Origin of the sequence: Pseudomonas sp. LAIL14HWK12:I1 (assembly GCF_003202095.1) — a bacterium.
GTDB classification, from domain to species: Bacteria; Pseudomonadota; Gammaproteobacteria; order Pseudomonadales; family Pseudomonadaceae; genus Aquipseudomonas; species Aquipseudomonas monteilii.
Genome location: NZ_QJKG01000002.1, coordinates 771,266 through 793,590, shown reverse-complemented (window position 1 = coordinate 793,590; position 22,325 = coordinate 771,266). Strand labels below are relative to the sequence as shown.

Below are 22,325 nucleotides of genomic sequence, written 5' to 3'. Positions count from 1 at the left end.
ATCAGTTGATGCTGTAGCCTCGCCCACTGAAGCAAGCCCCCAGCGCCCGCCGGTAGTTGTCCAGCACATTGGCAGGTGGCGCATACGTCGCCGTCGCGGGGTCGAAGCCAGACTGGCTCACCGCCCAGCGATGGCACTGGTAGCGGTCCTGGTCCTGCTGCTGTTGCCCCTGCCCATACATCGGGTAAGCCACCACGTCATAGCCGCCGTTTGCCGGTGCCACCGGCACGGGCGCCGGTACGCCGACCGGCGGGTTGACCACCACGTACTCCTGGCTGTCCGCCAGGTACTGGTAGTAGGTATCGGCCACCAGGAAGAACAGCGCCCCTCCCAGCCAGACCTCACGCGCATAGGAAGGCAGGTAACTGACCCGTACGCCGTAGGGCGGGGCCACCACGATGTAACTGCCACCGTGTGGGCGGTACCAGTAGCCACCAGAATAGAAGTAATCCGCGCCACGGTAGGGCACCTTCCAGTAACGGTCGGGCAAATGATCAATGGTGTGGCCCGGGCGATACTGCGGCCCAGGCCCCCAGCCATTGCCATGGCCATCCGGGCGCCCCTGCCAGTCACCGCCGGGCCGTGGGCCACCGGCTTGCCAGGGGTGGTCGTCGCCATGGCGATGGGGAATGTCCTGGTAATAACCCTGGCGCGGCGGCTGGGTCTGGCGCACTTCATCGCGCGAGTTGAGCGAGCGGCCTGGCCCGCCCTCGCCTTGCACCTGCTGGCCGCGTTCGCCATGCCCCTCGCCCGGCCCTTCGGCCAGTACCCCGAGGCTGATGCTCAAACCCAGCAAACCAACACCTGCCAACTGCCAGATGCGCGACTTCATGGTATTCCTCTCGGTAGAAAATACAGCAACCACAGCCAGTCTACCGCGCCCGTCACACAGGCCAATTAAATTTCCAGACATGAAAAAAGGGAGGCCGCAGGGCCTCCCTTCAGGAATTGTCGTCCGTGCTCGGCACTTGTGGCGCCGGCTCACCTCACACCGTCTTCTGGAGGGTGTGTAGCCCGGGGGCCTGCAGATCCTGTTGGATGGCTGGCCGCGACCGCCCGCCTAGGGCGCGTCGCCGTGGACTGATGTCCGGGCAGTGATTCTGGTGATAAAGATACCGGACAGGTTGCGGCAGAGGATTGCGAAGATTGCTCGGATAAATAACACTTGCGCAATTTTTCACCCTGGATTGATAATTCGCCGCAATACGAACAGAAAAGGGCAAATGCCATGAGCAAACTTGACCGTTACGACCTGAGCATCCTCGCCGAACTGCAGCGCGATGCGCGCATTTCCAACCAGGAGCTGGCCGAACGCATCGGCCTGTCGCCTTCGCCATGCTCGCGTCGGGTCAAGCAACTGGAGGACGACGGCTACATCTCGCGCCAGGTGGCCCTGCTCGACCGCAAAAAGCTGGGCCTGAGCCTGACCGCCTACGTGCTGATCGGCATGGACCGCCACACCCCGGAGCGCTTCGAAACCTTCGAGGCAGCCATCCGCAACCTGCCACAGGTGCTCGAATGCAGCCTGGTCACCGGCATGGATGCCGACTATCAGCTTAAGGTGGTGGTACCCGACATGGACCACTACCAGAAACTGCTTCTAGGCAGCCTGACGCGTATCGAAGGCGTCACCAGCGTGCGTTCGAGTTTCGTGCTCAACCAGGTGCTGGCCAGTACCGAGATGCCATTGACCCACCTGCGTTAATTGCCCATGGCAGCCGGCGTATGATCGGCTGCTCAGACTGCCTGGAGAACACCGATGGATCCCGCCGTATTCGAAGAATGGATGATGATCATCCTGGTCACCGTGTTGATCGGTTTCATGGGTTTCATCGTCTGGGACCTGGCGAAAAAGTCCAAGGCCGGAAAGTTCGGTACGTTGATCCTGTTCTTCGTGTTGGGGCTGGGGGTGTTGGCCTTTATCATCAAGAGCGTGGTGGTGGGGTTTCTGGAAGGCGTGTAGAACCTTCAGGGCCTAAAGCCTGGCGGGGACGTCGCGCCAGCAGCCCTGCTCCAACCCATCCAGCGCCCAATCCCCGATCCGTACCCGCACCAGACGCAAGGTCGGCAGCCCCACCGCCGCCGTCATCCGCCGCACCTGGCGGTTACGCCCTTCGCGTATCACCAGCTCCAGCCAGCTGGTTGGCACGCTCTTGCGAAACCGTACCGGCGGGTTGCGCGGCCACAGCTCGGGTTCGTCCAGCCGCCGTGCCTCGGCGGGCAAGGTAGGCCCATCGTTCAGCTCCACGCCATTACGCAAGCGCTGCAACTGCTCGTCGCTCGGTTCCCCCTCCACCTGCACCCAGTACGTTTTGGCCAGCTTGTGCTTGGGGTCGGCAATGCGCGCCTGCAGCCCGCCATCGTTGGTGAGCAACAGCAAGCCTTCACTGTCGCGGTCCAGCCGCCCTGCCGGGTACACACCCGGGATGTCGATGAAGTCCTTGAGCGTCGCCCGCCCGTCGCCGTCGCTGAACTGGGTCAGCACGTCGAACGGTTTGTTGAACAGGATCAGGCGCGGCTCGGCCGGTGGCGCCTTCGGCTGGCGACGTGGGCCGGCGGCAGGCCGCGCCTGGGGACGGCGCGGCTTGTTACGGGGTGGCAGTGACATGGATCCTCAGCGGAACGGCGGCTCATCGAAGCTGCGCAGTTTACGCGAGTGCAGCGAGTTGAGCTCGGTGCGCAGCAGGTCGAGGGCGGCAATGCCGATCTTCAGATGCTGGCTCACCGCCCGGTTGTAGAAGGCGTTGGCCGAGCCCGGCAGCTTGATCTCGCTGTGCAGCGGCTTGTCGGACACACACAGCAAGGTGCCGTACGGCACACGCAGGCGGTAACCCTGGGCGGCGATGGTACCGCTTTCCATGTCCACCGCCACGGCACGCGACAGGTTGATGAGCGGGCGTTCCTGAGCCCAGCGCAGCTCCCAGTTGCGGTCGTCGTAGGTCAGCACGGTGCCGGTGCGCAGGCGCTTCTTCAACTGTTCGCCACGCTCGCCGGTAACCTGCGCAGCCGCCTCCTGCAAGGCCAGCTGCACTTCGGCCAGGGCCGGAATCGGGATGTTCGGCGGCACCACCCGGTCGAGAATGCCGTCACGGCGCATGTAGGCGTGGGCCAGCACATAGTCGCCGATGGTTTGCGATTGCCGCAGCCCGCCGCAGTGGCCGATCATCAGCCAGCAGTGCGGGCGCAGCACGGCCAGGTGGTCGGTGATGTTCTTGGCGTTGGACGGGCCGACACCAATGTTGACCAAGGTAACGCCGTCGCCGTCGGCGGCGATCAGGTGGTAGGCCGGCATCTGGTAGCGGTGCCAGATCACGCTGGCCACCAGCGCCTGGGTTTCACCGTGGTCCATGCCCTTTTCGATCACCACATTGCCCGGCAGCACCATGCGCACGAAACGCGGGTCGTCACGCAGCTGCTCCAGGCCATGGCTGATGAACTGGTCGACATAGCGGTGATAGTTGGTCAGCAGTATCCATGGCTGCACATGGCGCCAGTCGCTGCCGGTGTAGTGCACCAGGCGGCGCAGCGAGAAGTCGACGCGGGCGGCGTCGAACAGTGCCAGCGGAAAAATTTCGGCACGGTCCCAGTCGTACAGGCCATCGGCGATATTGTCGGTGGCGGCCGAAAGGTCGGTGCTGGGGAACACCCGCGCCAGTTGCGCGGCGGTAATACCGCTGCCGGCCAGCTCGTCGCCCTGGTCGACCACGTAGGGGTAAGGGATGTTCTGTTCGCTGACGCCGACCTCTACCGTGACGGTGTAGTCGTGCATCAATGGGCGCAATTGCTCCAGCAGGTAGCTACGGAACGCGGCTGGCTGGGTGACGGTAACGCTGTAGGTGCCGGCCACCTGGACCTTGGCATAGGCCCGCGTGGTGGCGGCCACTTCGCCGTGGCTGTGGTAGGTCAGGCGCAGTGCCGGGTAGCGGAACAGGTCCCGCTCATCGGCGCCCGGCTCGGTACGGTCCTTCAGGTAACGCTTGAGGGCCTGGCTCAGGGCCCCGGTGGCCTGTTCATGCAAGGCCGCCAGACGGTCGACGGCCTGTTCGGGAGTATCAACGACTACAAAAGCGTGGCTCACACTGTGCTTCCTGTCTGGACATGCATGTGAACCATCTTGCCTGCCTTCTTGGGTAAAAACATCCCCATTGATCGGTGTTGCATGCATTCGCGGGCACGTCCGCACCTACAGCGGCCAGGTGGGCGTAGCCCTTGTAACCAGAGCCTCGACATCTACACCCCGTGGTAACGCTCCGTACACCCGGCCGCTCCCCGCCAGCCGGCTTCCGATAAACGCATCACTCACCACCGCATTCCCCGCCTCCAGCAACAGCTTGGCCTGCAACGCCAGGGCAATGTCCTCAGTCAACTGCCGCGCCCGGTACTGCATGTCGCCCGTGTCGGCAAACGCCCCTTTGAGGTTACCGATGTGCGCGGCCAACCGTGGGTCGCCATGCCCGTCGCCCAGTTCGGCGAACAACGCGTCCAGCACACCCGGCTCCTTGGACAACGCCCGCAACACATCCAGGCATTGCACATTGCCCGAGCCTTCCCAGGTCGAGTTGACCGGTGCTTCGCGGTACAGCCGCGGCAGGATGCTGTCCTCCACATAACCCGCACCGCCCAGGCATTCGGCTGCCTCGTTGATCATGGCCGGCGCTCGCTTGCAGATCCAGTACTTGCCCACGGCCGTGACCAGCCGTGCGAAATGCGCCTGCTGCGGGTCGTCGAGCTGCTCCAGCGCCTGCCCCATGCGCAGGCTCAGGGCCAGCGCGGCCTCGCTTTCCAGCGCCAGGTCGGCCAGCACGTTCTGCATCAGCGGTTGTTCGTTCAACACCCGGCCACCGACCTTGCGGTGCGCGCAGTGGTGAGCCGCCTGAGTCAGCGCCTGGCGCATCAAGGCGCTGGAGCCGACCATGCAGTCGAAGCGGGTCATGGCCACCATCTCGATGATGGTCGGCACGCCCCGCCCTTCCTCGCCAATCATCCATGCCAGCGCCCCCCGGAACTCCACCTCGCTGGAGGCATTGGAGCTGTTGCCGAGCTTGTTCTTCAGCCGCTGGATGTAGAACTGATTGCGGTTGTCGTCCGGGCGATGACGCGGCAGCAGGAAGCAGCTCAGGCCTTTTTCGGTCTGGGCCAAAGTCAGGAAGGCATCACACATGGGCGCCGAGCAGAACCACTTGTGCCCCACCAGCTCGTAGGCCTGGCCCGGGCCGGGAGCGCCCACCGGATAGGCCCGCGTGGTATTGGCGCGCACATCGGTGCCGCCCTGCTTCTCGGTCATGGCCATGCCCAGGGTAACCCCGGCCTTGTGCCGGTCGCCGATGTTGCGAGGGTCATATTCGCAGGCCAGGATTTTCGGCAGCCAGTACTCGGCCAGCTCGGGTTGCAGGCGCAACGCCGGCACGGCGGCGAAGGTCATGGTCAGCGGGCAGCCGGTCCCGGCCTCGGCCTGGCTGTGCAGGTAGGTCATGGAAGCCCGCGCCACATGGGCGCCAGCACGGGCCTCGGCCCAGGGCAAAGAAGGCAGGCCGTGTTCGACGGCGGTGCGCATCAGCTCGTGGTAGGCGGGGTGAAACTCGACCAGGTCGATGCGATGACCATAGCGGTCGTGGCTGACGAATTCGGGTTTGTGTGCGTTGGCCAGGAAACCGGCCTGCATCAGCGGGCCGCCAGCCAAGGCACCATAGGCGTCGATCCGCGACTCGGCCCAGCCTGCGCCAAAACGCCGGGACCAGTCCTGCAGCGGCAGGTCGAGGCGGTAGAGGTTGGCGCCGTCGAGGGGCGGAGGCTGGTTGGTGACTTCGTGGGTTTCAGCGTACTGGTGCAGGTTCATCGGGGGCTCCTGGATCCGGGTAGGCTTGAGAGACCCAGTGAAGCACTGGTTGCGGGGGAGTCAAAGGGGCATTAATGACTAAACGTGGGGTGGGAGCATGGTTTGAGGATGTGTCAGGGCTGACAGGTGTCCGCCCTGCCCCAATCCCACACCTTCAAAGCGAACGCCGCGCCTGCAGGATGCTCGGGCTCATCTGCACCTGCGAAATCGCCATGTTCAAACTCAACTCGAACCGGCTCCCCAACCCACGCGTCGACTCATGCGCCAACCGCGCGCCCAGCAATTCCCCCATCTGCCGGCAGATCGACAAGCCAATCCCCAACCCGCCATAGCGCCGGGTCATCGACCCATCCACCTGGAAGAACCGCTGGTACAGGGTCGACTGCTCAAGGTCATCAAAACCAATCCCGCTGTCACTGACCGTAAAGGTCAACGCCAGATCCCCCGGCCCTACCCGGCGCCCGCGCACCTGGATCATCACCCCGCCCTGGTGGGTGAACTTCAACCCGTTCTCCACCAGGCAGCCAAGGCAGCGGGCCAATTTCTCTCCATCGCCCTCCAGCGCATCCGGCAGGTCAGCCGGGATATCCAGGCTCAGGTACAAGCCTTTGCCCAAGGCCTGCCCGGCATAACCGGCGCGCAAACCCTGCAGCAGTGTGCGCAGGCTGAACGGCGCCGGCTGCGCACGCAGGCGACCGGCCTGCAATTCAGACAAGGTGAGAATGGCATCGACCATGTCCATCATCCCCTGCGCAGACCCCACCGCCGTGCGGTGATACTGGGCCATCTCGGCCTCCATCGGCAGGGTGTGCATCAGTTCCAGCGAGCCGATCACACCATTCATCGGGGTGCGCAGTTCGTGGGTCACACTGGCCAGAAACTCATCCTTCAACCGGTTGCTTCTGGCCAGTTGCAGGTTCAACTGCTCCAGCGTGCGTCCGGATTCGCGCAAGGTTTGCGCCTGCTGCTCGCGCAGGCTGTTGATGCGGTCGGCCAGCGCCAGCGACAGCAGTGCCACCTCCAACGCCGAACCCAGTTGGCTGGCATACATGGTGATGAACAGGTTCGGCAGGTAGCCCAGCACCATCAGGGTGTTGACCAGGCCACCGAGCAGGAAGGCCGTCCAGGCGATGATGAACCAACGCGCCACGCGCAAGCCCCGCCACCAGGCGTACAGCCCCGCACTGAAGATGCTCACGGTAAACAGCAAGGCCAGCAGCGTGGCCATGCGCAGGGCAATGCCATAGGGCACGCTCACCGCCATTACCATGACCAGCGCGCCACCCAGCATCAGCAGTTGCAGCAAACGGTCAAAGCCGCGGCTGATGTTGCCCAATTGCAGGAAATGCCGGGCAAACTGGCAACCGAACAAGCCTGCCGCACCGATGAACAGTGGTGTCGAGGCATTCGCCCACCAGGGGCTGTCCGGCCAGAAATAAGCGACACCCGCACCGTTCACCGACACCTGATAGAAACCGAACGAGGCAATGTACAGGATGTAATAGAGGTAGCTGACGTCCCGCACGCTGAGGTAGATGAACAGGTTGTACACCAGCATCACCAACAACACGCCGTAGATCATCCCCAGCACATACAGGCGCGTGGGCTGCTCTTCCATATAGGCTTCAGGGGACCACAGCGCCAGCGGTGCCTGCACCGAGCCCTGGCTGTGCAGGCGCAGGTAGGCAGTAGTCACCTCGCCTGGCGGCAACTGCAGCTCGAACAGGTAGTTGTTCTGCCGGATCTGCCGGCTGTCGTAGGGCAAGGCATCGCCGGTGCGCTGCGCCAGGCGGTAGACACCGCCGCTATCAGGCAAGTACAGCTCCAGGTGGTCCAGCGGCGGGTAAGCCAGCTCAAGTAGCCACTGCCGAGGGGCAGCGCCGGGCGCGGCAACCGGGCGCAGCTCGACCTTGAGCCAGAACACCGAGGTGGAATAACCGGCATTCAGCACGTCTTTATCGTGGGGGCGGAAATGTTTGGCAAACCCGGGGGCACTGACCTGGGCGATGCTGGCACTGCCATCAAGGTCTTCATACACCTGCATGGCCTTGCCCAATGGAAGGTGCTGCGTAGCGCTGTCGAAATCGACCGCTCCAGCCAGCACGGGCAGCAAGCCCAGAAGCACAATCAGCAAATAGCGCATACAGCCCCAGCATGGCCTGCTCGGTCGCGTCGCGGTTGCCTCCCATCCGTTTGAGACGACGTGATCCTGCAGAACCCGTTTATCGAGTTATCCGAGCACTCTAGCATAGCTTCGCAACCTGGCAATCGGCCATATCAAAAATCAAAGAAAAGGCTCTAAATCAATACTTTCAGAAAAATTCAACAAACAATTCTGACCGAACGATCAACAAAACTCGTTTGTCGGACGATCCGCCCAAACAGGTTTGGTGGTAAGCTCGCCGACCATGAATACCTACAGCTCCCGCCCCGTTGTCCTCTGTCTCTCCGGCCACGACCCAAGTGGCGGCGCCGGCTTGCAGGCAGATATCGAAGCCCTGATCGCCCAAGGCTGTCACGCCGCGCCCGCCGTGACCGCCCTGACCGTGCAGGATACCGTCAACGTTTCCGACTTCCGCGTGCTCGACCGCGAGTGGGTACTGGCCCAGGCCAATGCCGTGCTGGCCGACTCCACCGTGGCCGCCGTCAAGCTGGGCATGCTCGGCTCGATCGAGATGGTCGACACCGTGGCCGAGCTGCTAGCTGCCCATCCGCACCTGCCGCTGGTGTGCGATCCGGTGCTGCGTGCCGGTGGCGGTGGCCGCCTGGGCAAGGACGAAGTGGGCTATGCCCTGCGCGAACGCCTGCTGCCGCTGGCGACCATCGCCACGCCAAACCTGCCTGAGGCGCGCATCCTCGCCGAACTGCCCGAGGGCACCGCCGACGAGTGTGCCGAGAAACTCTTGCCGTTCTGTAGACACCTGCTGATTACCGGCGGTCACGGCGACGAAGACGAAATCCACAACCGCCTGTACACCCAGGACGGCAAGCACCACACCTGGACCTGCCAGCGCCTGCCGGGCAGCTATCACGGCTCGGGCTGCACCCTGGCCAGCGCCCTGGCCGGCCGCCTGGCCCTCGGCGAGCAACTGGTAAGCGCCGTACGCAGCGCACTGGACTACACCTGGCGCACCCTGCGTGACGCCGAACAGCTGGGCAAAGGCCAGTACGTGCCGCGCCGCCTGCCCCTGGACTTCTGCTCCTGATACGAGGCCTTCCATGAAGCTACGCGGTCTGTACGCCATCACCGACAGCCAGCTGCTCGCCGGCCGTTTCCTGTCCCATGTCGAGGCGGCACTGGAAGGCGGCGTGTGCCTGCTGCAGTACCGCGACAAAAGCGACGACGCAGCGCGCCGCCTGCGCGAAGCCGAAGGGCTGATGAAGCTCTGCGAGCGCTACGGCACCCAACTGCTCATCAACGACGACGCCGAACTGGCCGCACGCCTGGGCGTCGGCGTGCACCTGGGGCAGACCGATGGCCCGCTGACCCCGGCCCGTGCCCTGCTTGGCCGCCAGGCGATCATCGGCTCAACCTGCCACGCCAGCCTCGACCTCGCCGCCCAGGCCGCCAGCGAAGGGGCCAGCTACGTGGCCTTCGGCCGCTTCTTCAATTCCGTCACCAAGCCGGGTGCGCCCGCTGCCAACGTCCAACTGCTGGAGCAGGCACGCGCCCAGGTGAAACTGCCGATCGCGGTGATCGGCGGCATCACCCTCGACAACGCCGCCCCGCTGGTCGCCCACGGCGCCGACCTGCTGGCGGTGATCCACGGCCTGTTCGGTGCCGACAGCGCGCAGGAAGTTACCCGCCGCGCCCGCGCCTTCAACGCCTTGTTCGCATCCTGATTTCGAGAGAACTTTCATGTCCCGTTCCGAAGACCTGTTCGCCAAAGCCCAGAAGCACATCCCCGGTGGCGTCAACTCGCCAGTGCGCGCTTTCAAAAGCGTGGGCGGCACGCCGCTGTTCTTCAAGCATGCCGAAGGCGCCTACGTTGTTGACGAGGACGACAAGCGCTACGTCGACTATGTCGGTTCCTGGGGCCCGATGATCCTCGGCCACGGCCATCCGGACGTGCTGGAGTCGGTACGCAAGCAGCTGGAGCACGGCCTGTCCTATGGCGCACCGACCGCCATGGAAACCGACATGGCCGACCTGGTCTGCTCGCTGGTGCCGTCCATGGAAATGGTGCGCATGGTCAGCTCGGGCACCGAAGCCACCATGAGCGCCATCCGCCTGGCCCGTGGCTACACCGGCCGTGATGCCATCATCAAGTTCGAAGGCTGCTACCACGGCCACTCCGACAGCCTGCTGGTAAAAGCCGGTTCCGGCCTGCTGACCCAGGGCGTGCCAAGCTCGGCGGGCGTACCGGCTGACTTCGCCAAGCACACCCTGACCCTGCCGTTCAACGACATCGCCGCCGTCGAGAAGACCCTGGCCGACGTCGGCCAGACCGTGGCCTGCATCATCGTCGAGCCGGTGGCCGGCAACATGAACTGCGTACCGCCGGCACCGGGCTTCCTCGAAGGCCTGCGCGAGCAGTGCGACAAGCACGGCGTGGTACTGATCTTCGACGAAGTGATGACCGGCTTCCGCGTTTCCCTGGGCGGCGCCCAGGGCCATTACGGCATCAAGCCGGACCTGTCTACCTTCGGCAAGATCGTCGGTGGCGGCATGCCGGTCGGCTGCTTCGGTGGCAAGCGTGAAATCATGGGCTGCATCGCCCCGCTCGGCCCGGTCTACCAGGCCGGCACCCTGTCGGGCAACCCGCTGGCCATGGCCGCCGGCCTGACCACGCTGAAGCTGATCAGCCGTCCGGGCTTCCACGCCGAGCTGACCGACTACACCAGCCGCATGCTCGACGGCCTGCAACAGCGCGCCGATGCCGCTGGCATACCGTTCGTCACCACCCAGGCCGGTGCCATGTTCGGCCTGTACTTCAGCGGTGCCGACGACATCGTCACCTTCGAAGACGTGATGGCCAGCGATGCCGAGCGCTTCAAGCGCTTCTTCCATTTGATGCTGGACGGTGGCGTGTACCTGGCACCAAGCGCATTCGAGGCAGGCTTCACCTCCATCGCCCATGGCGACAAAGAGTTGCAGATCACCCTCGATGCGGCTGAAAAGGCCTTTGCAGCCCTGAAGTAACGGTCAGCCTGTACCGGCCTCTTCGCGGGTAAACCCGCTCCTACAGGGGCTGCGTCGCTTTCACGGGTGGCGCGGTCATTGTAGGAGCGGGTTACCCGCGAAGAGGCCGGTGGAGGCAAGAAATATTCATGCACAATCAGCTGACTTCCCCAACCAAGCAGAAATTCGAGTAAAACTTTGTAAGGTTGGCGCTGCTTATCCCATAATGTGCCACCAGAGACCTTGGCCGCAGCTTTGCAGAGGTAAGTCGATCCCCATGAACCGCACCGGCCGCGCCCTGACCCTGGGCTGCCTGTTGCTTCTTCAGCCCCTGCTGGCCCTGGCGGAGGGCGGTAACTCGTTGCTCATTCCAGCGACGGGCCGCTGCACCTTGAACGTTCAGCCTGAAGACCTGGCAAACGCCCTCAAGGCCTGCGAGCAGACGGCAACCGCAGGGGATGCCCAGGCGCAGTTCGAACTGGGCGAGTACTTCTACACGCAAACGCCGAAAAACCTCGACAAAGCCCTGGACTGGTTCCAGAAGGCTTCGCTGCAAGGCCACGCTGACGCGCAGTACCGCCTGGGGGCCATGTTCTTCCATGGCGAAGGGGTCAAGGCCAACAACGTGCAGGCCTACATCCTGCTGAAGATGGCCGCCGTCAACGGCGCAGAAGATGCACTGGACATGGCCGACGAAGTGACCGAGCAAATGCCCCGCGACGAGCTTGAGCACGCCACTCAAGTGCTCGGCCAGATCTTCCGCAAGTACCTGCTGGAACTGCAGAACGCCGAAGGGCGTACGCCGTTCTCGCCGCTCCCCTGAGGCTTACCTTTCCGGCATCGGCATCGGGAACGGCATGACATTGCCGCCGCCCTTGGCTTCGCTGATCTTGGCCGTGCCCAGACGCTCCACCTCATCGATGCGCACGATCGAGTGCATCGGCACAAAACTGCGGACTACCCCTTCGAACTGGCTCTTGAGCTTTTCCTCGCTCGGGTCCACCACCAGTTGCGAGCGCTCGCCGAACACGAACTCCTCGATTTCCAGAAAGCCCCACAGGTCGCTCTGGTAGATCTGCTTGGCATACATCTCGAAGACCTGCCCCTGGTTGAGGAAGATCACTTTATAGATGGCAGGTTCGCGTTTGCTCATGTTCGGCGGGATAACACATGCGTAAGAAAAGGCGGCCATCATAGCAGACAGGTTTGCTGATCTGTGTCGGCTGTAACGGCCCTACATACCGTTGAACGTTTCAGTGCTTTCGCCACTGCCATTCAAGGGTTATTCTTGAGTTCACATCCATTGCCGTCGAGCGGCTAAAAACGACCTTGAACGCACCCATAGAACCCCATCGTTTCATCCTCGAGCCCTTCGAGGCCCACCGTTTCGCCAACCTGTGCGGCCAGTTCGACGAGCACCTGCGCCTGATCGAACAGCGCCTGGCCATCGAAATCCGCAACCGCGGCAATCAGTTCGAACTGATCGGCGAACCCAAGACCACTTCCGCTGCCGAACAGTTGTTGCGCCGTCTCTACCGCGAGACCAAGGCCACCGACCTGTCGCCGGAAACCGTACACCTGTACCTGCAGGAGTCGGCCGTCGAGAACATCGACAACCCGGCCGTCAACGAGGTCAGCGTGTCGCTGCGTACGCGCAAGGGCAACATTCGCCCGCGCGGGCTCAACCAGCAGCGCTACGTGAAGGAAATCCTGGCCAACGACATCAACTTCGGCATCGGCCCGGCCGGTACCGGCAAGACCTACCTGGCCGTGGCCTGCGCCGTGGACGCGCTCGAGCGTGAACAGGTACGCCGTATCCTGCTGGTACGCCCGGCGGTCGAGGCGGGCGAAAAGCTCGGCTTCCTGCCCGGCGACCTGGCGCAAAAGATCGACCCGTACCTGCGCCCGCTGTACGACGCGCTGTACGAAATGCTTGGCTTCGAACACGTGGCCAAGCTGATCGAGCGCCAGGTGATCGAGATCGCCCCGCTGGCCTACATGCGTGGCCGCACCCTGAACAACAGCTTCATCATCCTCGACGAAAGCCAGAACACCACGCTGGAACAGATGAAGATGTTCCTCACCCGCATCGGCTTCGGCTCCACGGCGGTGATCACCGGCGACATCACCCAGGTCGACCTGCCGCGCGGCACCAAATCGGGCCTGGCACACGTCATCGAGGTGCTGAAAGACGTTCCGGGTATCAGCTTTACCCACTTCCAACCCAAAGATGTGGTTCGTCACCCACTGGTGCAGCGCATTGTCGAAGCCTACGACCGCTTCGAAGCCCGCCAGGCCAAGCCCGAGGCGCCCGGCAAAGATGCTTGAACTTGATATTCAACGGGCCACGGACGCTGCCGCCCCGGATGACGCCGCCTTCCGCCGCTGGTGCGAACTGGCCCTGCGCCAGCGCAGTGCCGACTCGGAAATGACCATTCGCCTGGTCGACGAAGCCGAAGGCCGCGAGCTGAACCACACCTACCGGCACAAGGACTACGCGACCAACGTGCTGTCGTTCCCGGCCGACGTGCCTGACGACCTGCTCGATATCCCGCTGCTGGGCGACCTGGTCATCTGCGTGGCGGTGGTCGAGCGCGAAGCGGCCGAACAGGGCAAATCGCTCGAAGCGCACTGGGCACACCTGGTCATCCACGGTTGCCTGCACCTGCTCGGCTACGACCACATCGAAGATGAGGAAGCCGAGGAAATGGAAGGCCTGGAACGAGAATTGCTGGCAGAACTGGGTCACCCCGACCCGTATGCCGACGATGAAACCGACTCAATCACACACTGATACACGAAGGATCACGAGAACCGCCATGAGCGAAGATCGATCGAGCAACGGGCAGAAGTCCTGGCTGGGTAAACTGACCCAGGCTTTTGCCCATGAGCCGAAAAACCGCCAGGAGCTGCTTGAGCTGCTGCGCGAAGCCCACCAGAACAAGCTGCTGGACAGCGAAGCACTGACCATCGTCGAAGGCGCCATCCAGGTCGCCGACCTGCAGGTTCGCGACATCATGGTCCCGCGTTCGCAGATGATCAGCATCAAGGCCAGCCAGTCGCCGCGCGAATTCCTGCCGGCGGTGATCGACGCCGCGCACTCGCGCTACCCGGTGATCGGCGAAAGCCATGACGACGTACTCGGGATCCTGCTCGCCAAAGACCTGCTGCCGCTGATCCTCAAGGAAAACGGCGACAGCTTCAACATCAAGGACCTGCTGCGCCCGGCCACCTTCGTGCCCGAGTCCAAGCGCCTGAACGTGTTGCTGCGCGAGTTCCGTGCCAACCATAACCACATGGCCATCGTCATCGACGAATACGGCGGTGTGGCGGGCCTGGTGACCATCGAGGACGTGCTGGAGCAGATCGTTGGCGACATCGAGGACGAGCACGACGTCGAGGAAGACAGCTACATCAAACCACTGCCCAGCGGTGACTTCCTGGTGAAGGCGCTTACCCCGATCGACAACTTCAACGAGTTCTTCGACAGCGAGTTCTCCGATGACGAGTTCGACACGGTTGGCGGCCTGGTGATGAGCGCCTTCGGCCACCTGCCCAAGCGCAACGAAACTACCGAGATCGGGTCTTACAAGTTCCGTATTCTCAACGCCGACAGCCGGCGGATACACTTGCTGCGCCTGACCCCGATCACCCGTTAAGGACAAACATGCGTTGGATCACCCGCCCCGGCTGGCCCGGTAACCTGCTGGCCCTGGCGGCCGGTGCCTCCACACTCCTGGCCCTGGCGCCGTTCGACATCTGGCCGCTGGCCGTGTTGTCCATCGCCATGCTCTACCTTGGCCTGCGCGAGCTCAGCCCGCGCCAGGCCATGTGGCGTGGCTGGTGGTTCGGTTTTGGCCTGTATGGCGCCGGCACCTGGTGGATTTACGTCAGCATGAACACCTACGGCGGTGCCTCGCCGCTGCTGGCGATTCTGCTGCTGCTGGCGTTCTTCGCCGCGCTGGCCTGGTTCTTTGCCTTGCCCACCTGGCTGTGGGCACGCTGGCTACGGCGCAACGAAGCGCCGCTGGCCGATGCCCTGTGCTTCGCGGCGCTGTGGCTGCTGCAAGAGGCCTTTCGCGGCTGGTTCCTGACCGGTTTCCCCTGGCTTTACGCCGGCTACAGCCAGCTGGACGGCCCGTTGGCCGGCCTGGCGCCGCTGGGCGGCGTGTGGCTGATTTCCTTCACGCTGGCGCTCACTGCTGCCCTGCTGTGCAACCTGCACCGCCTGCGTGCCCGCCCCTCGTTCCTGGCCGTGGGCTGCCTGCTGTTGTTGGCCCCATGGGCACTGGGCCTGGCGCTCAAGGGCCACGCCTGGACCAAACCGGTAGGTGACCCGTTGAAAGTGGCGGCCATTCAGGGCAACGTCGAGCAAGACCTGAAATGGGACCCTGCGCACATCGACGCGCAACTGGCCCTGTACCGTGACTTGAGTTTCAGCTCAAAGCCCGTGGATTTGCTGGTGTGGCCAGAAACGGCGGTGCCGGTGCTCAAGGACCAGGCCCAAGGCTACATCGACGTAATGGGCCGTTTTGCTGCCGAGCGGCATTCAGCGCTGATCACCGGCGTGCCAGTGCGGGAAGTGGTGCACCATCAGCGCCGCTACTACAACGGCATCACCGTGACCGGTGAGGGTGACGGCACCTACCTCAAGCAGAAGCTGGTGCCGTTTGGCGAGTACGTCCCGTTGCAGGACATGCTGCGTGGCGCCATCGAGTTCTTCAACCTGCCCATGTCGGACTTCGCCCGTGGGCCGGAAGACCAGCCACTGCTGCAGGCCAAGGGTTATCAGATTGCGCCCTACATCTGCTACGAAGTGGTCTACCCCGAGTTTGCTGCTGGCCTGGCGTCACGCAGCGACCTGCTGCTGACCATCAGCAACGACACCTGGTTCGGCACCTCGATCGGCCCGCTGCAGCACCTGCAGATGGCGCAGATGCGCGCACTGGAAGCCGGCCGCTGGATGATCCGCGCCACCAACAACGGCGTGACCGCGCTGATCGACCCGTTTGGCCGTATTACCACGCAGATTCCGCAGTTCCAGCAGGCGGTGCTGTATGGTGAGGTGGTGCCAATGCAACAACTGACGCCTTACCTGCAATGGCGTTCGTGGCCGTTGACGATTGTCTGCGCATTGCTGCTGGGCTGGGCATTGCTGGCAGGCCGCATCGCCAAAACCGTCTGAGTTATCCTGTCCCGGCCTCTTCGCGGGCAAGCCCGCGAAGAGGCCGGGACAGGCAGTGCAAGGCTCAATAGAAAACCCGATACCCCACCAACCCCACCGCCTCATTGAACAACTGCCCGCTCTGCCACATCGCCCGGCTCTCCGGCAGCAACCCGCCAAACGGCCGCGCATGATCCTGCCCCAGGAACCCCACCGGCGCCGGCACCACCTCGAACCCCGCCTGCTCAAAGCTCCAGCGCGAGCGCTGCATGTGCCAGGCCTGGGTCACCACCACCACACGACGAATCCCCAACGGCTGCAGCACCTTGGCCGTGAACTGGGCATTTTCCCAGGTCGTGCGGCTGGCCTCTTCACGCCACTTCACGTCAACAGCAAAGTCTTCGTGAAGGCGATCCGCCATCAACCGCGCTTCGCTCGGCGGCGTGCCGTAGTGCAACCCACCACTGGTCAGCACCGGCAAACCTGAGGCCTTGGCCAACTGCGCAGCAAAACGCAGGCGTTCCAAAGCCGTGGCCGTGGGCTGGTCGCTACCGCCCCAGGCCGGGTCTCCGCGCTCACGCCCTGCGCCCAGCACCACAATGGCATCCGCCCGCCGCGCAAGCGCGGTCCAGTCGTTTACGGCCAAGGGAGGCTCGCTTTCCAGCCTATGGGCGATTTCCTGCACCACCAGCGGCAAACTCATGAGCCACAGGCCACCAAGCCCCACGGCAAAGCAAAACGCCGCCAACCGTGGCCGTCGGGCACGCAACCACCACGCCGCAAGCAGCAGCAGAAACAGGATGCCCGGCGGCATCAGCCATTGTTTGATGAAGAATCGGATCGGCATCGGCCACACCTCCTTGGCAGGCGTGCAGCCTAGAAGGATCGGCGCCGGTCAACAAGGGTGCGGCCGGCGCCGATCGTGAGTTGTGTGATAGTGAAGAACCGGCGCGCGATCGCCCGCGCCTGGCGTCCTGAACGGCTAGCGATGTGGCAGCGTCCTGGATCTCGCCGTATTGGCGGGGCGTTTCTTGTCCTTGAGCCAGATGATCTTGGCCGATGTCGGCTCCGCTTGCGGGTAACTGCCGACAGAGGCATTGTGGCGCTCCGGGAGGGATTCCAGGTAAGCCTTGATCACTTCGAACTCTGCGTGGCTCAGGCCACGCAACTCCAGCTCGGCTGGCATCTCGTCGCGCAATCGTACCGAGGTCCTTGCCACTTCCAGTGCCAGGCCAAGCCGGTCGATCAGGCGCTCGTAAAGCTCCGGTTTCATTGCGGGTAGCTGCGTCTCTCCCATCCGTTCACCTCAATTGAAGATAAAGAATATCTCCCCCCACACCTGAGCTTAGCGGCGCCATGAAAAGCAGCCGGGTGCTGCGACCAGCGGCCATTCGCAACGAAGGTTTCCCACGATGCGCAGCGCTGCTGTATGCTACGGCGTTCACTCTAAACGACACCGGAGTGCCGGACGCAGCGAGGTTCCGCTGCCTGGAACAAGGTCTCTTCTCTCTCAGCCAAAAGTAGCCATGCACGAACAATACACGCCCCGTGATATCGAAGCCGCCGCCCAGAAGTTCTGGGACGAGCAACAATCGTTCGCTGTTACCGAACAGCCAGGCAAAGACACCTACTATTGCCTTTCGATGTTCCCGTACCCGAGCGGCAAGCTACACATGGGCCACGTTCGCAACTACACCATCGGCGACGTGATTGCCCGTTACCAGCGTATGCTGGGCAAGAACGTCCTCCAGCCGATGGGCTGGGACGCATTCGGCATGCCCGCGGAAAACGCGGCGATGAAAAACAACGTCGCCCCGGCCAAGTGGACATACGAAAACATCGACTACATGAAGACCCAGCTCAAGAGCCTGGGTCTGGCCATCGACTGGGCACGTGAAGTCACCACCTGCAAACCCGACTACTACCGTTGGGAGCAGTGGCTGTTCACCCGCCTGTTCGAGAAAGGCATCATCTACCGCAAGAACGGTACCGTGAACTGGGACCCGGCAGACCAGACCGTACTGGCCAACGAACAGGTCATCGACGGCCGTGGCTGGCGTTCGGGCGCGCTGATCGAAAAGCGCGAAATCCCGATGTACTACTTCCGCATCACCGACTACGCCGACGAGCTGCTGGAAAGCCTCGACGAGCTGCCGGGCTGGCCTGAGCAGGTCAAGACCATGCAGCGCAACTGGATCGGCAAGTCGCGCGGCATGGAAGTACAGTTCCCGTACGACCAGGCCACCATCGGCCACGAAGGCACCCTGAAAGTCTTCACCACCCGTCCCGACACGCTGATGGGCGCCACCTACGTCGCCGTCGCCGCCGAGCACCCGCTGGCCACCCAGGCGGCCCAGGGCAACCCGGCGCTGCAGGCGTTCATCGACGAGTGCAAGAGCGGCAGCGTTGCCGAGGCCGACATGGCCACCCAGGAGAAGAAAGGCATGGCCACTTCCCTGCTGGTAGAGCACCCGCTGACCGGCGAGAAGCTGCCGGTATGGGTCGCCAACTACGTGCTGATGCACTATGGCGATGGCGCCGTGATGGCCGTGCCGGCCCACGACGAGCGCGACTTCGAGTTCGCCCACAAGTACAACCTGCCGGTCAAGGCCGTGGTGCGCACCAGCGCGGGCGATGAAGTGGGCAGCGAGTGGCAGGCCGCCTATGGCGAGCACGGCCAGCTGATCAACTCCGCCGAGTTCGACGGCCTGGACTTCGCCGGCGCCTTCGATGCCATCGAAGCCGCCCTGATCCGCAAGGAACTGGGCAAGTCGCGTACCCAGTTCCGCCTGCGTGACTGGGGTATCAGCCGCCAGCGCTACTGGGGCTGCCCGATCCCGATCATCCACTGCCCGTCCTGTGGCGACGTGCCGGTGCCGGAAGACCAGCTGCCGGTCACCCTGCCCGAGAACGTGGTGCCGGATGGCGCCGGCTCGCCGCTGGCGCGCATGCCGGAATTTTATGAGTGCACCTGCCCGAAATGCGGCACTGCGGCCAAGCGCGAAACCGACACCATGGACACCTTCGTCGAGTCGTCCTGGTACTTCGCCCGCTACGCTTCGCCGAACTACGACAAGGGCCTGGTAGACCCGAAAGCCGCCAACCACTGGCTGCCTGTCGACCAGTACATCGGCGGTATCGAGCACGCGATCCTGCACCTGCTGTACGCGCGCTTCTTCCACAAGCTGATGCGTGACGAAGGCCTGGTTACTTCGAACGAGCCGTTCAAGAACCTGCTGACCCAGGGCATGGTCGTGGCCGAAACCTACTACCGCGTGGCCAGCAACGGCGGCAAGGACTGGTTCAACCCGGCCGATGTCGAGATCGAGCGCGATGCCAAGGCCAAGATCATTGGTGCTCGCCTGAAGACCGACGGCCTGCCGGTGGAAATCGGCGGCACCGAGAAAATGTCGAAATCGAAGAACAACGGCGTCGACCCGCAGTCGATGATCGAAGCCTACGGTGCCGACACCTGCCGCCTGTTCATGATGTTCGCCTCGCCGCCCGACATGAGCCTGGAATGGTCCGACTCCGGCGTCGAAGGTGCCAGCCGCTTCCTGCGCCGCGTCTGGCGCCTGGCTCAGGCTCACGTCAGCCAGGGCCTGCCGGGCAAGCTGGATGTCACCGCATTGGACGACGCGCAGAAGGTCATCCGCCGCGCCATCCACGCAGCCATCAAGCAGGCCAGCAACGACGTGGGCCAGTTCCACAAGTTCAACACCGCCATCGCCCAGGTGATGACCGTGATGAACGTGCTGGAAAAGGCCCCGCAGGCCAGCGAACAGGACCGCGCCCTGCTGCAGGAAGGCCTTGAGGCCGTCACCCTGTTGCTGGCACCGATCACCCCGCACATTTCCCACGAGCTGTGGCAGCAACTGGGCCACCAGCAGGCCGTGATCGACGCTGGCTGGCCAGCTGTCGACGAAGCAGCCCTGGTGCAGGACACCATCACCCTGGTGGTGCAGGTCAACGGCAAGCTGCGTGGCCAGGTCGAAATGCCGGCTGCTGCCAGCCGCGAAGAAGTCGAAGCCGCTGCCCGCAGCAACGAGAACGTCTTGCGCTTCATCGATGGCCTGACCATCCGCAAGGTTATCGTGGTACCGGGCAAGCTGGTCAACATCGTCGCCAACTGATGGCAGCGCCCGCTCGCAGTCACTGCGGGCGGGCGTAAAAGGCCCACAAGGGAGCAACAACATGATCAAACGCAATTTGCTGGTAATCGGCCTGGCGGTCATGCTCAGCGCCTGCGGTTTCCAGCTGCGCGGCACCGGCTCTACCGAGCTGAGCGTGAAGGAAATGGACGTCAGCGCGCGCAACGCCTATGGCCCGACCGTGGTCCAGCTGCGTGAAGTACTGGAGCGTAGCGGCGTCAACGTACATGCTGGCGCACCGTATCGCCTGGTACTGACCAACGAACAGGAGCGCGAGCGCGCGGCCACCTACAACAGTGGTAACCGCACCGCCGAGTACGAGCTGACTACGGTGTTGAACTACAGCATTCAGGGCCTGAACAACCTGGAGCTGATGAGCGACAAGCTGGAAGTGCGCAAAATCTACCTGCGCGACGGCTCGAACATCACCGGTTCCGAGCAGGAAGCCAACCGCGCCCGTGAAGAAATGCGCCGCGATCTGGTCAACGCCATGGTCGTTCGCCTACAGATGCTGAGCCCGTCCCAACTGGACGAGCTGCAGCGCAAAGCCGACGAACGCGCCCAGGCCGAAGCCGCCGCGCTGGAAGCTGCCCGCCGTCAGCAGGCCGAAACGCCTCAGCAGTCGCCGCTGGAAGTACCGGGCAACTAAGCCCGTGTGGGGCACCTTCGGGTGCCCCCCCTGTTTCCCATGAAACTCGCCCCCGCCCAACTCAACAAGCACCTGCAAGGTACCTTGGCACCGGTCTACGTGGTCAGCGGTGACGACCCGTTGCTATGCCAGGAAGCCGCAGACGCCATTCGTAATGCCGCGCGTCAACAAGGTTTCGACGAGCGCCAGGTGTTCAGTGCCGACGCAAACTTCGACTGGGGCACCCTGCTCCAGGCTGGAGCGAGCCTGTCCCTGTTCGCACAACGCCGCCTGCTGGAACTGCGCCTGCCTTCGGGCAAACCTGGTGACAAAGGCGCCGCGGCGCTGATGGAATACTGCGCCAACCCCGCCGAAGATACCCTGCTGCTGATCAGCCTGCCCAAGCTCGACGGTAGTGCGCAAAAGACCAAGTGGGGCAAGGCGTTGATCGAAGGCGCGCATTGCCAGTTCATCCAGATCTGGCCGGTGGATGTGCATCAGTTGCCGCAGTGGATCAACCAGCGCCTGCAACAGGCCGGCCTGTCGGCACAGCGTGACGCTGTCGAGCTGATTGCCGCGCGCGTGGAAGGCAACTTGCTGGCAGCCGCGCAGGAAATCGAAAAGCTCAAGCTGCTGGCCGATGGCAACCAGATCACCGTGGAAACCGTGCAGGCCGCTGTTGCTGATAGCGCCCGCTTCGATGTCTTCGGCCTGGTGGACGCCATTCTCAATGGCGAAGCTGCACATGCCCTGCGTATGCTTGAGGGGTTGCGTGGCGAGGGGGTAGAACCGCCGGTCATCCTCTGGGCTTTGGCCCGTGAGCTGCGCCAGCTGGCTGGGCTAGCCCAACAGTTCAGCCAGGGTGTACCGCTGGACAAGGCCTTCAGCCAGGCCCGCCCGCCGATATGGGACAAACGCCGACCGCTGGTCAGCAAAGCCCTGCAGCGCTTGTCGGCGCAACGCTGGGCTCAGTTGTTGCAGGATGCCCAGCGTATCGACGCGCAGATCAAGGGGCAGGCCGAGGGGTCGCCCTGGACGGGGCTGTCTCGGCTTTCCCTGTTGATGGCTGGTCAGCGCCTGGCGCTACCTCCAGAATAACTGGGGTCGCGGTGGGAGCAGGCATGCCCGCTCCCACAAGACTGTGATCGACCATAAACATTATCAATTGGCCCCTACCCGCACCAAGCCCTAAAGTGCGCCCCGAAAACCACCCAACCCGGGAACCCCACCATGAGCAAAAAGCCGAAAAAGCACGGCCCCAACAAGGCCAAGTCCATCATCGCCCAACCGCTGTTCCGCTGCCGCCAGGAACAACCGGCCAAGGGCAAAGGCAGCTACCGCCGCGAAGCCTTCCAATCGAGAGATTGGGAGGCTTCCTACTTTTTGGCTGCATGAAAGCATCGCAAGCGCAGGCATGGTATGGT

Annotated in this window: 22 protein-coding genes; 14 read left to right on the top strand and 8 right to left on the bottom strand. The window is 63.4% G+C overall.

Annotated elements, in window-relative coordinates; all coding sequences use genetic code 11:
• Position 1 precedes the first annotated feature (1 nt).
• Positions 2-832, bottom strand: coding sequence for a DUF6515 family protein (locus D906_RS08570; RefSeq protein ID WP_027614887.1), 831 nt, complete (start codon positions 830-832; stop codon positions 2-4).
• 396 nt (positions 833-1,228) lie between these two features.
• On the opposite strand from D906_RS08570, the gene D906_RS08565 reads away from it, so the two are divergent.
• Both D906_RS08565 and D906_RS08560 read left to right on the top strand, forming a co-directional pair.
• The gene (locus D906_RS08565) at positions 1,229-1,705 is read left to right on the top strand and encodes an Lrp/AsnC family transcriptional regulator (protein ID WP_016712159.1); all 477 of its coding nucleotides are present in this window, start codon (positions 1,229-1,231) and stop codon (positions 1,703-1,705) included.
• A 54-nt stretch (positions 1,706-1,759) separates the two neighbouring features.
• A complete protein-coding gene (locus D906_RS08560) occupies positions 1,760-1,963 on the top strand; it encodes a DUF2788 domain-containing protein (RefSeq protein WP_003249787.1) in 204 nt (67 codons plus the stop codon).
• A 12-nt stretch (positions 1,964-1,975) separates the two neighbouring features.
• Here the strand turns inward: D906_RS08560 and D906_RS08555 are convergent, their stop codons facing one another.
• The 4 genes from D906_RS08555 to D906_RS08540 form a co-directional block, all read right to left on the bottom strand.
• Positions 1,976-2,608 (bottom strand): pseudouridine synthase, encoded by a 633-nt coding sequence (locus D906_RS08555; RefSeq protein ID WP_019098010.1) that lies wholly within the window; start codon positions 2,606-2,608, stop codon positions 1,976-1,978.
• A gap of 6 nt (positions 2,609-2,614) precedes the next feature.
• Positions 2,615-4,078 (bottom strand): AMP nucleosidase, encoded by a 1,464-nt coding sequence (gene amn, locus D906_RS08550; protein WP_016712161.1) that lies wholly within the window; start codon positions 4,076-4,078, stop codon positions 2,615-2,617.
• 105 nt (positions 4,079-4,183) lie between these two features.
• Positions 4,184-5,836 (bottom strand): acyl-CoA dehydrogenase family protein, encoded by a 1,653-nt coding sequence (locus D906_RS08545; protein ID WP_027614886.1) that lies wholly within the window; start codon positions 5,834-5,836, stop codon positions 4,184-4,186.
• Positions 5,837-5,990: 154 nt separating this feature from the next.
• Positions 5,991-7,979, bottom strand: a complete 1,989-nt coding sequence (locus tag D906_RS08540; protein ID WP_027614885.1) for a hybrid sensor histidine kinase/response regulator — start codon at positions 7,977-7,979, stop codon at positions 5,991-5,993.
• Between the two features lie 265 nt (positions 7,980-8,244).
• On the opposite strand from D906_RS08540, the gene D906_RS08535 reads away from it, so the two are divergent.
• From D906_RS08535 to D906_RS08520, 4 genes are all read left to right on the top strand, one after another.
• Complete coding sequence (locus D906_RS08535; protein WP_019098012.1) at positions 8,245-9,042, top strand: hydroxymethylpyrimidine/phosphomethylpyrimidine kinase; 798 nt, start codon at positions 8,245-8,247, stop codon at positions 9,040-9,042.
• 13 nt (positions 9,043-9,055) lie between these two features.
• Entirely contained in the window at positions 9,056-9,679 is a 624-nt protein-coding gene (gene thiE, locus D906_RS08530; protein ID WP_016712165.1) for a thiamine phosphate synthase, read from the top strand.
• Positions 9,680-9,695: 16 nt separating this feature from the next.
• The gene (gene hemL / locus D906_RS08525; protein ID WP_019098013.1) at positions 9,696-10,979 is read left to right on the top strand and encodes a glutamate-1-semialdehyde 2,1-aminomutase; all 1,284 of its coding nucleotides are present in this window, start codon (positions 9,696-9,698) and stop codon (positions 10,977-10,979) included.
• Positions 10,980-11,235: 256 nt separating this feature from the next.
• On the top strand, positions 11,236-11,781 hold the full coding sequence (locus D906_RS08520; RefSeq protein WP_016712168.1) for a tetratricopeptide repeat protein: 546 nt from the start codon (positions 11,236-11,238) through the stop codon (positions 11,779-11,781).
• A 3-nt stretch (positions 11,782-11,784) separates the two neighbouring features.
• Here D906_RS08520 and D906_RS08515 read toward each other — a convergent pair whose 3' ends face one another.
• Positions 11,785-12,111, bottom strand: coding sequence for a DUF1820 family protein (locus tag D906_RS08515; RefSeq protein WP_016712169.1), 327 nt, complete (start codon positions 12,109-12,111; stop codon positions 11,785-11,787).
• A gap of 176 nt (positions 12,112-12,287) precedes the next feature.
• Here D906_RS08515 and D906_RS08510 point away from each other — a divergent pair, with 176 nt between their 5' ends.
• The 4 genes from D906_RS08510 to lnt are packed head-to-tail and all read left to right on the top strand — an operon-like array spanning position 12,288 to position 16,143.
• Positions 12,288-13,286, top strand: a complete 999-nt coding sequence (locus tag D906_RS08510) for a PhoH family protein (RefSeq protein ID WP_016712170.1) — start codon at positions 12,288-12,290, stop codon at positions 13,284-13,286.
• Complete coding sequence (gene ybeY / locus D906_RS08505) at positions 13,279-13,752, top strand: rRNA maturation RNase YbeY (RefSeq protein ID WP_019098014.1); 474 nt, start codon at positions 13,279-13,281, stop codon at positions 13,750-13,752. Before D906_RS08510 ends, ybeY begins: the two co-directional genes overlap by 8 nt.
• A gap of 25 nt (positions 13,753-13,777) precedes the next feature.
• Positions 13,778-14,617, top strand: coding sequence for an HlyC/CorC family transporter (locus D906_RS08500; protein ID WP_016712172.1), 840 nt, complete (start codon positions 13,778-13,780; stop codon positions 14,615-14,617).
• 8 nt (positions 14,618-14,625) lie between these two features.
• Entirely contained in the window at positions 14,626-16,143 is a 1,518-nt protein-coding gene (lnt, locus tag D906_RS08495) for an apolipoprotein N-acyltransferase (protein ID WP_027614884.1), read from the top strand.
• Positions 16,144-16,207: 64 nt separating this feature from the next.
• On the opposite strand, the gene D906_RS08490 is transcribed toward lnt, so the two are convergent.
• The gene (locus tag D906_RS08490) at positions 16,208-16,969 is read right to left on the bottom strand and encodes a YdcF family protein (RefSeq protein WP_019098016.1); all 762 of its coding nucleotides are present in this window, start codon (positions 16,967-16,969) and stop codon (positions 16,208-16,210) included.
• Between the two features lie 135 nt (positions 16,970-17,104).
• Positions 17,105-17,419: a hypothetical protein gene (locus tag D906_RS08485; RefSeq protein WP_019098017.1), complete on the bottom strand. Its 315-nt coding sequence runs from the start codon at positions 17,417-17,419 to the stop codon at positions 17,105-17,107.
• 229 nt (positions 17,420-17,648) lie between these two features.
• Here D906_RS08485 and leuS point away from each other — a divergent pair, with 229 nt between their 5' ends.
• From leuS to arfA, 4 genes are all read left to right on the top strand, one after another.
• A complete protein-coding gene (gene leuS / locus D906_RS08480; protein WP_019098018.1) occupies positions 17,649-20,255 on the top strand; it encodes a leucine--tRNA ligase in 2,607 nt (868 codons plus the stop codon).
• A 61-nt stretch (positions 20,256-20,316) separates the two neighbouring features.
• Positions 20,317-20,922, top strand: a complete 606-nt coding sequence (gene lptE, locus D906_RS08475; RefSeq protein ID WP_016712177.1) for an LPS assembly lipoprotein LptE — start codon at positions 20,317-20,319, stop codon at positions 20,920-20,922.
• A 39-nt stretch (positions 20,923-20,961) separates the two neighbouring features.
• Positions 20,962-21,999, top strand: coding sequence for a DNA polymerase III subunit delta (gene holA, locus D906_RS08470; RefSeq protein WP_027614882.1), 1,038 nt, complete (start codon positions 20,962-20,964; stop codon positions 21,997-21,999).
• Positions 22,000-22,131: 132 nt separating this feature from the next.
• Positions 22,132-22,296, top strand: a complete 165-nt coding sequence (gene arfA / locus D906_RS08465; protein ID WP_016712179.1) for an alternative ribosome rescue factor ArfA — start codon at positions 22,132-22,134, stop codon at positions 22,294-22,296.
• The last annotated feature ends 29 nt before the right edge of the window (positions 22,297-22,325 follow it).